Here is a 14,394-nt window from a genome sequence, read left to right as displayed (position 1 = left end):
AGGCAATGGCTGAGACAACTCAACAACCTGAGGCGCTCGACGCCGGCAGCGAATATCGCCAGCCCACCTACTTGCTGACCATCAACGGCAAAGATATAGGGCCGAAAATCAACGGGCGCTTGATCCGTATTGCGTTGACGGAGAGCCGCGGCGAAGAAGCTGACCAGCTCGATGTGGAGCTGAGCGACCATGACGGAAAGCTGGCCATCCCACCAAAGGGCGCCACCGTTGCCTTGCGCTGGGGCTGGGTGGGTCACGGCCTAGTGGACAAGGGCGAATTTACCGTTGACGAAATCAGCCACAACGGCACCCCTGATGTGTTGAACATTCGCGCGCGCAGTGCCAATCTTGGCAAGGGACTGCGCAGCCGCACCAGCAGCAGCTGGCACGACACCACCCTGGGCCAGATCGTGAAAGACGTAGCCAACGCCAACGGCCTGGAAGCCAAGGTGGGGGCAAGCCTGGCCAGCAAGCGCGTGCAGCACATTGACCAGACCAACGAAAGCCCGGTGCATTTTCTGACCCGCATTGGCCGGCAGCATGACGCTGTGGCTACGGTCAAAAAAGGCGTTCTTCTGTTCCTGCCAATCAACGGCGCAGCCACCGCCAGCGGCAAGGCTATGCCGGCCGTCGTGCTGACGCGCCGCGCTGGTGACCAGCACAGCTACAACAGCTCGGAGCGCGACAGTTACAGCGGCGTGCGGGCGTACTGGGGTGACACCAACAAGAGTCAGCGCCGGGCCTCAGTCGCGGGCACTGAAACCAATCTGAAAACGCTCAAGGACACATACGCCACAGAGGGCGACGCGCTGGCGGCCGCGCAGGCCGAGATGGGCCGCATTGTGCGCGGCAAGGCCACCCTGCAGATCAGCCTGGCCATCGGCCAGCCGGCGCTGGCAGTGCAAACGCCGGTCAAGGTCAGCGGCTTCAAACCTGAGATTGACGGCCAGGATTGGCTTATCAAAACGGTGACCAGCGAGCTGACCGGGGACGGGGGATTTACGACGAAGCTGGAGATGGAGCGGAACGGGGAGGATGACGCGCCGACGAAAACAGACGACGCGGATGACGACGATGATGAATGAGGGTTGAAGCGCCTCAAAGGTTGCAGGACACAAAAAAAGCCACTCTTGAGTGGCTTTGGTTTTTGCGGCTCTTTACCACCGACCTTCTGCTGCGTTCACATTCAGCACGATAGGGGTGCTGCCAGACATATCGACTTGGCAAAAGTATTTCATGTTGATCTTGGCTCCAAAGCCATTCACAAATTGCACCTTGTCGCCCATGAGGGTGACCTGTGCTTTACTGTCATTCAGCCACCGGAAGTTAGGAAACTTGGTGCCTAGCGTCCCATCAGTCCAGGTAACCTCACCTCTGGCCAAGCGCTCAATCGCAGCTGCGCACGGGCGCGCGGCCACCATGCTGGCTTTGTCTCCGATGCACTGTAAATCCTTCTTGCACGCAGCCGCATCAGCTTCAACCTTTGCTGCAGCCGCAGCCTTTTCTTCTTTGCTATCGGTGCATGCGAACACAAGGCCGCCGACCACCGCGCACACCACCACTAAACCAACGATGGTGTCTTTAGCGGTAGGCTTAGGCTTTGCGCCTTTGCCTGGTTCAGCGATGCCGCAGTGTGGGCAAGTTGCTGCTGCGTCTGATACTTCCTTTTTGCACTCCCTGCAAAAGACGATTGCCATGGATTCCCCTTTAAGCTTTTCTGATTTTAAAAACGGCGACCGTTCCACCCGTACACAACCATGCCGCAGATCCGCACCTCGTGACCGCCGTTCAGAATGTCGGTCTGCTTGATTGCTGGGTTGTCGCTGCTGATCTCATATCTTCCATCCATGCGCTGCCGCACGCGTTTGATGAACAGGCGCTGGTGCGCTTCCAGCACATACACCCCATCAATATCGACCGAGTGAATATCAGTATCCACTAGGGCAAAGTCACCGCTTTCCAGAGTGCCGCGCATGCTGTCGCCATACGCATGCACCAGGCGCAACGCCTCGGGCCGGCTGCGCGGCAGGTTCATCTGCACCCAGATAAGGGAAATAGGGACATCACCCATGACGACATCGGCGGCCAGTGCTTCGGTGCCTGGCCCCATGCTGCCGGTTGCACTAAGCAGTGGGATATAGAGCGTGTCCTCGGAATGGGCTGGCTTCGGGGCAGGCCCTGTGAGCCCTGCGCGGCGCGGTGCAAGCACATCCATCACCGGTGCGGAGAGGTTTTGCGACCTCTTACCGGTGATGATGTACGGAATATCGAAGCCGAGCGAGGCAGTGGTCGCATAGAACTCTGATTTTGGAGAGGACTTGCCCGACTCCCAGCCGTAGACAGTGCTTGCGGGCCAGCCCCCATGATTCTCGAAATCCGTTGCTTTCAAGCCAAGGCGTAGCCTTTCCTCTTTGAGGCGCCTCCCCGTTTCGAGAGTTAAGCTATCTAAATCGAGACTTTTACTATCTCTTTTCGTAGTCATCTATTGGCTTCTCTGAAAAACCGTAGTAATATCCAGCCGTAACACCAAATTACGTCCCTTCTGGGGATGGTACACGACACCGCCGTAGGCGGGGAGGCTTGGCAAATGGCATACAAGAACCCGGATCACGCACGCACGGCCAAGAAGACCGTGCGATTCCGCCCAGAGGACTGGGCCATGTTGGAGGTGATGGCCTCGCGCCTCAAAACCGAACCGGCAACGCTGGTCTACGACATGACGATGCGCCGGGTGGATAACGAGCTGAAGGCATTGGGCCTGGGCGACGTTCCGCACCAACACAGCGCCGGCGCCGCCTGCTAATTGGCGGCACCCGCACAACACAAGCGGCAATGACCCATGCAGCTTTCCATCGAGCAGATCGGCTACAGCAAAGACCAGCTGGCAAAGCTGGAGCTGTACCGCCAGGCGATGCAGCTGCCAAGCATTGAAGCGGCTATAGAGCAGCTCAACCGCAGGCAGTTAGACAGCATGGTGGCAGCCATGACAGGCAAGCGGCCCGGGCCGCAGCTGGCAACCAACAACACAACGGCACTAGCCGGGAGCGCAGATGACAACAGCAATAAACCAACGTGAGCGCCTGACCAAATTGGCGCGCGGCAGCAATCCGGGCGCCCTGGTGGCCAAGGCAGAGCAGCCAGACAAAAAGATGGCCAGCATGCGGCTGTTCGACAAAGAAATGCAGGAGGCCGACGCCCTGGCTGGTGCCAAATGCTGGAGGCGCGGATTCTTCCTGCGCACCGTGTTTTTGATGGGCTGGCAGCAGCTGCAAGACCAACAGGATCAGTTGCAGTATTACTTCGGCAGTGGCGTGGATGCCAAGCCGGAGGGCGAGGGGGCCAAGTACCCCAACGTGCTGGCGGGCCTGCGTCTGTTCCCATCCGAGCAGCAGAAGGCCATGGATATGGCCAACAGCCTGGGCCTGGAGCATGCAGCGCCGTTCCTGCGCTTTGTCTACCTGCTGGGCCTGCAGCTGTACAAGCAGCAGCGTGGCCAGGTGCAGTTCTTTGCCAAGCAGTGAGCGGCTCTTGAGCGGCTCAAAAGTGGCTATATCGACGGCACAGAGGCACACCATGATGCACATCACAGCAAAACAAAAGGCGCTGCACAAGGCGGTGTTGAAACAGGCCGAGTTGCGTAAGCCGCGCGGCAACCACACGGGCCGACGCCTGCGCATGGAAGGCACCCGCATGGAGTGCCCCCACTGCAAGGCAACCTGCGAGATTCGCACCAGCAAGCCGGTCAGCGCCACGATGCGCGAAACCATCTATCAATGCACCAACGTGGAATGCGGCCACACCTTTGTGGCCACCACCGAGATTGTGCGCACGCTGAGCCCCAGCGCCACGCCTGACCCCACCGTCAATCTGCCGCTGTCCACCCATGTGCGCCGCGACCTGATGCGCGTGGTACTCGACCATGCGGGTGAGGCGGCCCACGCCGCCCAGTTCACTCAGCCCATCACGGGCGACCTGTTTGCAGGCGACAAGCCGGCAGGCGCTAGCAGCTAGCGCCCGAGCCGCTCAATAGCGGCCACCCCAACACCCAAACCAGTCAATTTTTGCAAGGCCTGCGGGCCTGGCAGGGGATTTTTTTGCCCAAAAACCGGAGGTAAGACGATGACCGAAGTAACGCAAATCGAATACACGCAAGAGGAACAGCATGCCGCATTGGTGCATTTCTTCAACCTGGCCAGCGGCCATTGCCACAGCGGTGCGCGCGTGGCTGCAGGCATTTTGCTGGGCCTGTACAACGGCCCCCGCTTCCCATTTGACCTGACCGATCTGCGCCTGCTTGATCAGCGTCACTTCGGTATGGCTATGGCGCTGCTGGATATGGATCGCCGCCCGGTAATGGAAGTGCATGCGTTGCTTGATCTGCTGTATGGCCGCAACGACTTCGGTGCCCGATTTGAGCACCTGGCACACCTGTGGAAGATGAAGGGCCGCTGCAAAAAGGAGTGGCTGCAGCCAGTGGAGCGCATCGGGGAGCTGCAGATGGGCGGTGCAGCATGAGCATGTACGCGATGCACTACCGCGCTGCCAGCGGCACGGGGCACACCCACCACATTCTGGCCAGCTGCATGCAATCGGCTTGGGATGCGGCCTGCGATATCGCCGAGCAAGTTGGCGTGCAGGTAGGCGGCTTTGCAGTTAAAGGGCTGGCCCGAGCATGAAGCAAGACAAGGCTGAAGCCAACGCAGTGGCAGCCGCATTGCCCTATGGCCTGCGCAAGCTGCCTGTGCGCGATGTGCCGCAGCTGCAATGCCTGGCGCCTGACTTTGAGATTGCTACGCGAAAGCCTTCGCGCCCTGCACCCATAGTGCCACCGCTCAAGAATCAAGGGGTCACTGTCGAGGAAGCCAAGGCCATGCTCGATGGCCTGCGCGATGAGTTTGCAAAAAAGGCCAGCGGCGGGCTGTACCGCGATGCAGCCGATGCCGAATGGCGCAGTCTGCCCATTGAAATGCGCGAATGCCTGCTGCGCGTAGCTGGTGTGCGGGCCAAGAGCAAGCCCGAGCTGCACAGCCTGGCCAGCCGCGCCTGGCAAGAAATGCCGGATACCGAGCGCGAAGCCATCAAACGTGTGGTGCGCTTGTTCAAACGCTATGTGCTGCCGCTGTCGGCCCTGGCCGCCAAGGTCTAAACCATGGTCAGCCCCATCCCCCGCCAAGAGCCCAAGCGCAATAGCGTGCATGAGTGGTTGCAAAACCGCCCAACCCACGCACTGGCTGACGCCCATTTGGAACGGATCGTGGAATCTGCGCCCGTGGAGTGGCAGGAGGCCTTGCGCACGCGCTATGCCTATGTGGAGCTGACCCCGCAGAACGACCCCAAGCGCCAGGGCGATAAATCGGCGCGCTACATCAAGCGCGGCACGGTGGCTTATGACAAGTGGGAACTGGAGCAAGCACCCGAGAGCTTCCGCGCCTGGGATCGCATGCAAGCCATGGCCGACTTCGAAGACAAGTTTGGCGCCGCGCTGCGGTTCAACCTGAGCGACGAAGAGATCCGCGACTGGGCCAATAAGCTGGTTTTTGATGTGGAAGAGCTGGACGCCTGGGCCGCTGTAGCCGGTGTGCCGCTGCATGCCCGCGTGGACATGGTGCGCAAGATCGCGCGCGTGATCGGTATCACCGAAGAACAGCCCATCAAAGGTGAGCCAGCCATTAAGCGGGCCAAAGACCCCAAGTGGTGGCGCCGCCGCCTGCGCAGTCACGTTGCCCGCGTGGTGGAGGCTGGCTTTATCAGCATGGGCCAGGTGCATTTGCGGGAAGGCAAATACGTCAGCAATGCAGGCATGACACGCCGCCGCCAGCAGGTGGCACGCAACGCCGCCACCCTGCAGCAAACCTTGTTCACTAACGAAGCGGGCCAGGTCTACAACCTGGGCGAACTGGCAGCCCTGGGCACCAGCAATCCGCTGGTGCGTGGTGGCGAGCTGATGACCCGTATCCGGGGCGCCGAAGAATATGCAGATCAACGGGCGCATGTGGGCTTGTTTGTCACCCTGACAGCGCCAAGCCGCTTTCATCCCATCACGGTGGGCGGGGGCAAGCCGGTGCGCAATAAGAACTACAGGGGCGCGACACCGCGCGATGCGCAGCTGTGGTTGCGTGACAAATGGACCAAAACCCGGGCCAGCCTGAACCGCCAGAATGTGCGCCCCTACGGCCTACGCGTGGCCGAACCCCACCACGACGGCACCCCACACTGGCACGCCTTGTTTTGGGTGGAGACGGAAGCCCAAGCCGAGCAGCTGGAAGAAACCATTCGGCACTACTGGCTCAGTGATGGCGGCGATGAACCCGGCGCCAAGCAGAACCGCGTCAACATCAAACGGATGGTGTCGGGTGGTGCTGCTGGTTACGTGGCCAAGTACATATCCAAGTCCGTGGGCCACCATGCCCTGGCTGAGCATTACGACTTGGTGGACGGTGAGCTGATCGAAATGCGGATGACGGCCCCCGCGCTTGAGGGCGAGGCAGGGCAAGCCACGGCTATCGACGGCGCCACACCAGCAAAGAAGGCCAAGCCGGAAATCGTCAACGGCCATTTGCGTGTGGATGCCTGGGCCGCTACTTGGGGCATTCGCCAATTCCAAACCATCGGCATGCCATCGGTGACGGTGTGGCGTGAGCTGCGCCGGGTGACGCATGACCAGCTGGAGCTGTTTGACCGTGAGGGCGACAGCCAAACCGTGCAGGCGTTTCGCGCCTGCCATCGCAATGGCGAGATCAAGGCCAACTGGTGCGAGTTTATGGAGGCCATGGGCGGCCATGCACGCAAGCGCACCGACTGGCACCTGGCCCCCGTTCGCCGCCATGTGGAAGAGGGCGCCGCCAACAAATACGGGGAAGAACTGAAATGCGGGCGACTGATTGGCTTGACGCCACAGCGCGGGCGCATGTGCGGGCGCTACCTAGTGAGCCGCCGCATTGCATGGAAGCCCTTTATTCAAACCGCCGAATCTGCTGCAGGTGCTGCAGTGGACGGCCCGAATTTTGAGCATGAAGAAGGCCAAGCGCAGGGCGTAGGTGCAACCGCGTCCCGGCAGGCTCTGCCTGCCGCTTGGACTCGTTTCAATAACTGTACGGCCCGCCTAGATGCGACCCAAAACACCGAGTTGCTGACCACCAGATTGCAGGAGTTGGGCAGCTTACAGGCCGCAATCGAGGCCGTCGAGTTTGAGGAAGGCGCATGGCTATGACCAAAACCCCCGCCCAGATCAACGCCACCGCCCCCCAGCCGGGCCGCCGCGTACGCGAAATCAGCCCGCTGCTGCAGCAGGCACTGGATGCAGGCCGCCGCGTGTGCGACGACATGCAGGACGGCCCCGAGGCCCGCCAGGCAATGAAGCGCGAGATCCTGGAATTTGCAGATATGGGCGATCGCTTCCTTCTTGGGCTGATCGCTGGCCTGACCCACCCGCGCTTAATGCGCGCCGATTTTTCCACCACCACCCAGCAACCAAAGGAGTAAGTGCCATGAACGCAAAACGCACCGAGCCCCGCACCCACACCTACCAGCGCAAGCCTGGCGCCTATGTGGGCACCGGCCACGACGCCAGCCACCTGGCCGCAGTCTTTGCCGCCGAGCGCGAGCGCCTGGCCGCCGATGCCGCCAAGGCCAAGCGCCGCCGCAAGCCCAAAGCGGAGCCAATTCCAGATGAGAACCCGAACCAACTGCGGCTGGTGGGCTGAGTCCATGCCGATCAAGCCCGCCTACTACAACGAAATCGACAAGTTTGCCGCGCAGACGCTGCGCAACCTCATTGCTGCGGGCCACATCGCCCCAGGTGATGTAGACGAAAGGAGTATTGAAGATGTTCACCCCGATGACCTCAGGCCTTACACCCAATGCCACTTCTTCGCAGGCGTTGGTGTTTGGTCCTATGCCTTGCGCGCCGCAGGCTGGCCAGATGACCGATCTGTTTGGACTGGTTCCTGTCCGTGCCAACCTTTCAGCCAGGCAGGCCAAGGCTCTGCGTTTGATGACGAGCGGCACTTGTGGCCAGCCTTCCACCACCTCATCAGCGAGCGCCGCCCTGCAGCAATCCTTGGAGAGCAGGTTGCAAGCAAGGACGCAGACCCTTGGCTCGACCTTGTACACACTGACATGGAAGCCCTGGCGTATGCCTTCGGGGCGGTTGCGTTCCCGTCTGCGGGCGTCGGTGCCCCGCACATCCGCGACCGAACCTACTGGCTTGCAGTGCGTGGAGCTGGGCGGCGTCTGGGTGCCGGTGGTGCTGCTGGCGGGCTGGCGTACCCCCAACACCGTGGACTCGAAATTGGGCAACCGCCTGGGACCGGGGCAGGTGCAGCTTTGTCATCAGGTGCTGCTGTCCGGTTGGCCAACAGCCACAAGCACGGACGGGCTGCGTTGTCCCTCGATCGAGGCAACGACCAAAAACATCACGTTGAACCATGCGGCCAATCTGGCGGGCTGGCCGACACCGCAGACCAGCGACAGCACGGGGGGCGGCCAAGCCAAGCGAGCGATGGGCGAGACGCGCCACGGCTCGAATCTGAACGACTTCGCAATGCTGGCGGGGTGGACAACCCCGAGCGCCTCGGACTCGACCAGATCGGGAACGGGGATCACCGAGGGAATGACGGGCAGCTCCCTGGCCCAGCAATGCAAGGAAGCGCAGGGCCCGGCCCGGTTAACGGCCTCTGGCGAGCTGCTGATTGGCTCCTGTGCCGGGATGGAAAGTGGCGGCCAGTTGAACCCGGCACATTCCCGCTGGCTCATGGGGCTGCCGCCCGAGTGGGACGCCTGCGCGCCTACGGAAATGCCATCAACGCGCAAGCCGCGCAAACCTTCATCGAAGCCACGCAAGACCTGATCTGACCACCACCGAAAGACCACAACTATGACCATTACCCAAGCAACCAACATCCAGGCCATGCGCAGCTATCGCGCATTTGTCTATCCAGTCACGGCCAGCACCTGGGACTTGGAGGGCGAAGAAGGCAGAAAGCTGGTTGAGCCTATCCACCTGAAAGCGGCAAGCAGCGATGACGCCGCAGAAAAGGCTCGATGGCTGACCGGCAAAGCGGTTCTGTCCGTAGAGCGCAAAGACTGACCAAAGCTGATCGCCTCCTTCAAATTTTTTGAGAAAAACATGAAACCAGATCCCATCCTTCCCGCGCCCTGGCAGCTGACCCACCTTGCCCAGCGCGCCCAGCAGAGGGAGGTCCAGCCCGCCCAGGCCCAACCACAGAAGGACAGCAAATGACCCAACGAATCGCATGCAGCCCACTTACGGGCCGAATTTTCCTAGGCCGGATCGACAAAGCAGGCGTTGCATTTACCGGTGAAAAGCGCGATGTAACCAGCGATGTGCTTGGCGCAGTGATCGGGAAAGCCGAATTCCATGGCGGAACTTTCGACATTGAGGGCGGCGGCAAACGCTGGATCGTCACTGTTCAAGAGGCAGCCCAGGCCGAGCCCGCCCCCAAGGAAGCACCATGACCAGACGAATAGCAATTATCGGAAGCGGCCGCATTTCGGCCCTTGCAGTGCTGGCCCTATCCCAAGCGGGCATGCATGTGGAACGAGGCGAAGCCGAGCCCAAACAGCAACTGCCATCCATAAAGGACAGAGACATCCGTGGCCATGATTTGAACCGACCGCAGAACGCTTGGTCTAGCGAACGCCGGCGCGCGCAGTGGAAGGATGAACAACAGCGCCGTGGACGGCAACGATAGGAGCACCATGACCACCCTGCACCTGCCGCTCAAGCGCGAATACTTCGAGGCCATACGCGACGGCACCAAGCCCGAGGAGTTCCGGCTGTGCACAACCCACTGGGCCAAGCGCCTGGAGGGCCGCGACTATGCCCAGATCATCCTGACGCTGGGCTACCCCGCCCGCGACGATCACGCCCGGCGCCTGGTGCGCCCATGGCGTGGATACACCATCAAAACCATCACCCACCCGCACTTTGGCACCGAGCCAGTGCAGGTTTACGCCATCGATGTGAGGGCAACATGATCGACAAGAAAGAAGCAATTCGCAGTGCTCGGGAGGTTGTTGCTCTACTTGAGCGCGAAGGCAACCCCAAAGCAGCTGATTCCGTGAGAGCAGTCATTCAAGAGCTCGTGTACATCGATGGCCTAGCCAAGGAGTACCACGGCAAACTCTCTGAATACGTGCAGCACTTTGATCAAAAAGAGGAGGAGCTTCGGCAGAGAGAGGCCCAGCTATCAGCGCGGCAGGCTGCGCCAGTGGTGGTTGTGACAGAAGCAATGCACGAAGCCGCCGTTAAGGTGCTGCACCGAGCCAACGGTGTTGACGGCCTACCGCAGCGGATGCTGGACGCCATGCTGTCAGTAGTTCCATGCCCAGACAAAGGAGCCACCAATGGCTAAATCTTCAACCAGGCACATGCAACGACTGCCGACCCACAGCCGGTCCACGAAAAACGGCATCTACCGCAAGGCATCGCCCATCGAGGCCTTGATGGTGCGCCAGAGCATGCAGGCCGATGTGGTCAACCTGGGCCTGCACTGCATGATGACCGACCACCAGACGGCACAGCCTGAGCTGCTGGCCCGCCTCGCGTACCTGCTTGGAATGGGCGCAGAGATTGCGCGAGCCATCCCGGTGGCCGGTAACAACCGGCCCGGCCTGCACCAGGCGCTAGCCACCGTGGTGGGCATGGCGGTGGACGGGCACCGCTGGGATGCCAGCTGGGGCGCCCAGCTGTCGCTGGCCGCCGATATCAGCATCGACCTGTTTTGCAGCTACTCCAACTTGGCGCGCAGGTTTGAGCCTGGCGCGCGGCTGCTGTCGCACGATGTGATGGCGGGGACGGTGCGGGCCGATGTGATTAAACCGCTGGAATTTTCAGCTGAAAGCATGGAGGCTTGACCATGGGGATGTACCGCTTGAACAAAGAAGAAGTGCTGGCCGAAATGGACGTTGCCGAAATGACGCTGCGCAACCTGATCGAGAATCACGGCTTCCCGCACCCACGCAAGGCAGGGCCGCAAAAGCTGTTCTGGCTTGTCAGCGAAATTGTGACTTGGCTGGAAAGCTGTCCCAAAGCCTGGGGCGGCGATGCAGCAGACGCCGGCGCCACTACAGGCTGAGCTGCGCCGGAGCCGCATAGTCGGCCCACTCTTGCATAATCACTGTTCGCTTTTCCAGCATATCGCCGCGTCTATACGCGGCTTCTGTTTTTGTGTCGATGGAATGGGCTAGGCACAGCTCGATGGCATCACGCGGGTGGTGCGTGCATTCGCCGGCCCAATCGCGGAAGGTGGATCTAAATCCATGCGGCACGGCGCTGGGGTAGTGGCGCCGCATTAGCGCAGTGAGCGCCATATCTGAGAGCATGCCGGCGCGGTTTGATTTAAAAACGTAGTCGTCAGAGTCGCCAGCCTCTTGCTGCTCCAGCAGTGCTAAAGCTTGCGCCGGAAGTGGCACCCGGTGAGGTCGCTTACTTTTCATCCGATCCGCAGGCACCAGCCAAATACCGGTGGCTTTGTCAAATTCCCCCCAGCGCATGCCGCGAACTTCGCCCGACCGGGCGGCAGTCAATATCAGCAGTTGTAGTGCTCGGGCGCTTTCGCCCTTGATGCTGCATAGCCGCTGGTAGAACCCGGGTAAATCGGCATACGCTACTGCAGGGTGGTGCTGTACCGGTGCCACCTTGTTGGGATCGGCAAGGATGTGCTGGAGCTGACCACGCCAGCGCGCTGGGTTTGGCCCGGTGCGATGGCCGTGAGCGGTTGACCAATCCAATATCTGCTCGATACGGCCACGCAAGCGGGTGGCGGTTTCCGTTTTGGTTTTCCATATTGGGGCCAGTGCGCGTAAAACGTGCTGCTGTTCCACATCCCCAACATTCACTTGGCCAAGCACGGGGAAGGCATAGGTGTCCAGCGTGTTGCGCCACTGCTGGGCATGCTTAAGATTGCGCCAAGTACTCTCATGCTCTCGGATAAAAAGCTCTGCCGCCTGCGCGAATGGCATTTTCTGGGCAGCAGCAAGGCGTGCTGCTTCGCGCTCTGCCGCACGGGCGTGCAAAGGATCGGTGCCGCTATCACGCAAGCCCATTGCGGCGCGTGCTGACTCCCGAGCAGCGGCCAGGGTGACAGCGGGGTAGCTGCCCAGGCCCATGCGCCGGCGCATGCCGTGGTGCATATACCGATAAACCCAAACCCGCGAACCAGCAACAATCTGCAGGTACAGGCCGGACACCCCACCCACGGCATAGGCGCCTTCTTCGCGCAGGCGTGAGACTTCCAGGGCGGTTTTTTCAAGGATACGTTTGGGCATGGCGCAGATCTATGGGCCAACAAATGGGCCGAAAATTTTTAGATTGGGGTGTTTAGTGGCTTTGTACAAATGCTGTATATAACAACAGTAAACACAGCGTAACACGGCGCCAAATATAGATCAAGCGGCCAGGAATAGGCAACAAAAAAGCACCCTCGGTGGGGTGCTTTTGTTGTTCTGGCGGAAGCTCAGGGATTCGAACCCTGGAACCCTTTCGGGTTGCCGGTTTTCAAGACCGGTGCAATCGACCACTCTGCCAAACTTCCTGGAGGCTGCTGGGCGGAGTGGTCGCCTCGCAGCAGCAGGGATTGTATGCGAATTCCGGCCCGCTGCCTCAGTGGCGGGCAGGTTCGGGATCGTCTTTGAGGCGGCTGTGGGCCAGGGCGCCAGCAGCTTCCAGGATGGGGTAGGCGACCGAGCACAGCAGCGAGTTGATGCGCTTCAAGTCGCTGATCAGGTCGATGTGCAGCGAGCTGGTCTCTATGCTGGGGACGGTGTTGTGCGACAGGCGCTCCAGGTGCGAGGCGGAATAGGCCAGCTCCAGGTCGCGGAAGCGGGCTTTTTCTTCGAGCAGTTTTTGTGCATCGCGCACATTGCCCGAGAGGAACACGCTCATCGCCAGACGCAGGTTGTCCAGCAGGTGGGCATGCAGCTCATTGATTTCTTCCATGCCCTGCTTGCTGAACTGGCGGCGCTTCTTGATTTTCTTGCTTTCCACATCCATCAGCACGCGCTCGATGATGTCGCCGATCTGCTCCATGTTGATGGTGAAGTTGATCACTTCAGTCCAGCGCTGGCTCTCGCGTTCGTCGAGTTCGGCGCGCGAGATCTTGGTCATGTAGTACTTGATTGCGGAGTACAGCTCATCGACGGTGTCATCGAGCTTGCGCAGGTCTTGCGACAGTTGCAGGTTGTCGGTCTGCACGACGTTGTGCAGGCCGATCAGCATGGATTCGACCACATCGGCCTGGTGCAGCGCCTCACGCGCAGCGCAGGAGATGGCCAGCGAGGGGGTAGACAGGGCCGAGGCATCCAAGTGGCGCGGACGCTGGGGGCCCTTGTTGGCTTCCTCTTTGGGCAACAGCTTGCGCATCCAGTCGCCGATCACGCCGGTGAACCAGATAAAGCCCAGGGTGTTGAGGATGTTGAAAGCCAGGTGGAACAACACCGCCGAGTGGCCTGCATCATTGATGTAGGGCATCGCATAGGTGGACCACAGACCGATGAAGGGTGCGACGATGGCGACGCCCATGATCTTGAAGACCAGGTTGCCGATGGTCACCTGGCGCACCTCAATGCTGGATTTGGCAGTTTGCAGCACGGCCAGCACGCCGCTGCCCAGGTTGGCGCCCAGCACCAGGCCCAGGGCCATGTCGCCGGTGATGGCTCCTGACGCCGCCATGGCAGCAATCAGCAGCACGATGGCCAGGCTGGAATAGGCAATGACGGCCAGGATGGCGCCCAGCAGCAGCTCCATGAAGAAGTCGCTCTTGACGCTGACCAGCAGCGCGCGGATCGCCTCGGATGCCAGCAGCGGCTCGGTGGCCTCGACAATCAGGCGCAAGGCCAGCAGCATCAGCCCCAGGCCGATAAAGACGCGGCCCACGCGGCCAGGGGTGGAATCCTGCTTAGAGATGAACAGCACCACGCCCGAGAAAATGAGCAGCGGTGACAGCCAGGACAGGTCCGTGGAGAACAGCACCGCCATCAACGCGGTGCCCACGTCGGCCCCGCGCATGACCGACAAGGCGGCCGTGAGCGGTATCAGGCCCTGACCGACGAAGGACGCGGTCATCAGGGAGGTGGCACTGCTGGACTGGACGAGGGCCGTCACCCCGATGCCGGACAGCATCGCGGTAAAACGGTTGCTCATACTGCGCGCCAGCAGGTTGCGAAGGTTGGCGCCAAAGACGCGTAGCACCCCTGTGCGCACCATATGAGAGCCCCAAACCAGCAGCGCAATGGCGGCAAGAAGATTGAGCAAGTGTTTCATAAGGCGAACCGGACACTATACCCCTGAACCGCAGGCCGCGCTGTAGGGCGGCAGCCATACTGTCACATTTTGTGCGGGCCAGGTCGTAGTTTGCCTCTGGGAGCGATAGT

22 protein-coding genes and 1 tRNA gene are annotated in these 14,394 nt (G+C 60.8%); 18 read left to right on the top strand and 5 right to left on the bottom strand.

What is annotated here, in order from left to right:
- Window positions 1-5 precede the first annotated feature (5 nt).
- Window positions 6-1,085: a contractile injection system protein, VgrG/Pvc8 family gene (locus HS961_RS20395; protein ID WP_182325154.1), complete on the top strand. Its 1,080-nt coding sequence runs from the start codon at window positions 6-8 to the stop codon at window positions 1,083-1,085.
- Window positions 1,086-1,157: 72 nt separating this feature from the next.
- On the opposite strand, the gene HS961_RS20390 is transcribed toward HS961_RS20395, so the two are convergent.
- Complete coding sequence (locus HS961_RS20390; RefSeq protein WP_182325152.1) at window positions 1,158-1,697, bottom strand: zinc ribbon domain-containing protein; 540 nt, start codon at window positions 1,695-1,697, stop codon at window positions 1,158-1,160.
- A gap of 26 nt (window positions 1,698-1,723) precedes the next feature.
- A complete protein-coding gene (locus HS961_RS20385) occupies window positions 1,724-2,482 on the bottom strand; it encodes a LexA family transcriptional regulator (RefSeq protein WP_182325150.1) in 759 nt (252 codons plus the stop codon).
- Window positions 2,483-2,587: 105 nt separating this feature from the next.
- On the opposite strand from HS961_RS20385, the gene HS961_RS20380 reads away from it, so the two are divergent.
- The 17 genes from HS961_RS20380 (at window position 2,588) to HS961_RS20300 (ending at window position 11,099) form a co-directional block, all read left to right on the top strand.
- Window positions 2,588-2,803, top strand: coding sequence for a hypothetical protein (locus HS961_RS20380; protein WP_182325148.1), 216 nt, complete (start codon window positions 2,588-2,590; stop codon window positions 2,801-2,803).
- A gap of 36 nt (window positions 2,804-2,839) precedes the next feature.
- Window positions 2,840-3,076, top strand: coding sequence for a hypothetical protein (locus HS961_RS20375; RefSeq protein ID WP_182325146.1), 237 nt, complete (start codon window positions 2,840-2,842; stop codon window positions 3,074-3,076).
- Window positions 3,051-3,521, top strand: coding sequence for a hypothetical protein (locus tag HS961_RS20370; RefSeq protein ID WP_182325144.1), 471 nt, complete (start codon window positions 3,051-3,053; stop codon window positions 3,519-3,521). Before HS961_RS20375 ends, HS961_RS20370 begins: the two co-directional genes overlap by 26 nt.
- 52 nt (window positions 3,522-3,573) lie before the next feature.
- Window positions 3,574-4,011 (top strand): ogr/Delta-like zinc finger family protein, encoded by a 438-nt coding sequence (locus HS961_RS20365; RefSeq protein WP_182325142.1) that lies wholly within the window; start codon window positions 3,574-3,576, stop codon window positions 4,009-4,011.
- A 108-nt stretch (window positions 4,012-4,119) separates the two neighbouring features.
- The gene (locus tag HS961_RS20360) at window positions 4,120-4,515 is read left to right on the top strand and encodes a DUF7673 family protein (RefSeq protein WP_182325140.1); all 396 of its coding nucleotides are present in this window, start codon (window positions 4,120-4,122) and stop codon (window positions 4,513-4,515) included.
- Window positions 4,512-4,676: a hypothetical protein gene (locus tag HS961_RS20355; RefSeq protein WP_182325138.1), complete on the top strand. Its 165-nt coding sequence runs from the start codon at window positions 4,512-4,514 to the stop codon at window positions 4,674-4,676. The genes HS961_RS20360 and HS961_RS20355 overlap by 4 nt, the downstream gene beginning before the upstream one ends.
- Window positions 4,673-5,146 carry a hypothetical protein gene (locus HS961_RS20350; RefSeq protein WP_182322474.1) on the top strand — a complete coding sequence of 158 codons (474 nt, stop codon included), beginning with the start codon at window positions 4,673-4,675 and terminating at the stop codon, window positions 5,144-5,146. The genes HS961_RS20355 and HS961_RS20350 overlap by 4 nt, the downstream gene beginning before the upstream one ends.
- 3 nt (window positions 5,147-5,149) lie before the next feature.
- Window positions 5,150-7,210 carry a replication endonuclease gene (locus tag HS961_RS20345; RefSeq protein WP_182325136.1) on the top strand — a complete coding sequence of 687 codons (2,061 nt, stop codon included), beginning with the start codon at window positions 5,150-5,152 and terminating at the stop codon, window positions 7,208-7,210.
- The gene (locus HS961_RS20340) at window positions 7,207-7,482 is read left to right on the top strand and encodes a hypothetical protein (protein ID WP_182325134.1); all 276 of its coding nucleotides are present in this window, start codon (window positions 7,207-7,209) and stop codon (window positions 7,480-7,482) included. The genes HS961_RS20345 and HS961_RS20340 overlap by 4 nt, the downstream gene beginning before the upstream one ends.
- A 5-nt stretch (window positions 7,483-7,487) precedes the next feature.
- Window positions 7,488-7,703: a hypothetical protein gene (locus HS961_RS20335; RefSeq protein ID WP_182325132.1), complete on the top strand. Its 216-nt coding sequence runs from the start codon at window positions 7,488-7,490 to the stop codon at window positions 7,701-7,703.
- Window positions 7,618-8,853, top strand: coding sequence for a DNA cytosine methyltransferase (locus tag HS961_RS20330; protein ID WP_327012006.1), 1,236 nt, complete (start codon window positions 7,618-7,620; stop codon window positions 8,851-8,853). Before HS961_RS20335 ends, HS961_RS20330 begins: the two co-directional genes overlap by 86 nt.
- A gap of 22 nt (window positions 8,854-8,875) precedes the next feature.
- Window positions 8,876-9,088 carry a hypothetical protein gene (locus HS961_RS20325; protein WP_182325128.1) on the top strand — a complete coding sequence of 71 codons (213 nt, stop codon included), beginning with the start codon at window positions 8,876-8,878 and terminating at the stop codon, window positions 9,086-9,088.
- Between the two features lie 149 nt (window positions 9,089-9,237).
- Window positions 9,238-9,477, top strand: coding sequence for a DUF7446 family protein (locus HS961_RS20320; RefSeq protein ID WP_182325126.1), 240 nt, complete (start codon window positions 9,238-9,240; stop codon window positions 9,475-9,477).
- A 243-nt stretch (window positions 9,478-9,720) separates the two neighbouring features.
- Window positions 9,721-9,999, top strand: coding sequence for an ASCH domain-containing protein (locus tag HS961_RS20315; protein ID WP_182325124.1), 279 nt, complete (start codon window positions 9,721-9,723; stop codon window positions 9,997-9,999).
- Window positions 9,996-10,376 carry a hypothetical protein gene (locus tag HS961_RS20310; RefSeq protein ID WP_182325122.1) on the top strand — a complete coding sequence of 127 codons (381 nt, stop codon included), beginning with the start codon at window positions 9,996-9,998 and terminating at the stop codon, window positions 10,374-10,376. The genes HS961_RS20315 and HS961_RS20310 overlap by 4 nt, the downstream gene beginning before the upstream one ends.
- Window positions 10,377-10,392: 16 nt before the next feature.
- Complete coding sequence (locus tag HS961_RS20305) at window positions 10,393-10,878, top strand: hypothetical protein (protein WP_182325120.1); 486 nt, start codon at window positions 10,393-10,395, stop codon at window positions 10,876-10,878.
- 2 nt (window positions 10,879-10,880) lie between these two features.
- A complete protein-coding gene (locus HS961_RS20300; protein ID WP_182325118.1) occupies window positions 10,881-11,099 on the top strand; it encodes a helix-turn-helix transcriptional regulator in 219 nt (72 codons plus the stop codon).
- Here HS961_RS20300 and HS961_RS20295 read toward each other — a convergent pair.
- The 3 genes from HS961_RS20295 to HS961_RS20285 all read right to left on the bottom strand — a co-directional run bounded on the left by HS961_RS20295 (window position 11,089) and on the right by HS961_RS20285 (window position 14,284).
- The gene (locus HS961_RS20295) at window positions 11,089-12,291 is read right to left on the bottom strand and encodes a tyrosine-type recombinase/integrase (RefSeq protein WP_182325116.1); all 1,203 of its coding nucleotides are present in this window, start codon (window positions 12,289-12,291) and stop codon (window positions 11,089-11,091) included. The two genes, HS961_RS20300 and HS961_RS20295, sit on opposite strands and share 11 nt — an antisense overlap.
- A 178-nt stretch (window positions 12,292-12,469) precedes the next feature.
- Window positions 12,470-12,557, bottom strand: a tRNA-Ser gene (locus tag HS961_RS20290).
- 68 nt (window positions 12,558-12,625) lie between these two features.
- Window positions 12,626-14,284 (bottom strand): Na/Pi cotransporter family protein, encoded by a 1,659-nt coding sequence (locus tag HS961_RS20285; protein WP_182325114.1) that lies wholly within the window; start codon window positions 14,282-14,284, stop codon window positions 12,626-12,628.
- Window positions 14,285-14,394: the final 110 nt, after the last annotated feature.

The organism is Comamonas piscis (assembly GCF_014109725.1).
In the GTDB taxonomy this organism is placed as follows: domain Bacteria; phylum Pseudomonadota; class Gammaproteobacteria; order Burkholderiales; family Burkholderiaceae_C; genus Comamonas; species Comamonas piscis.
This window is presented reverse-complemented; position numbering and strand designations above follow the sequence as displayed.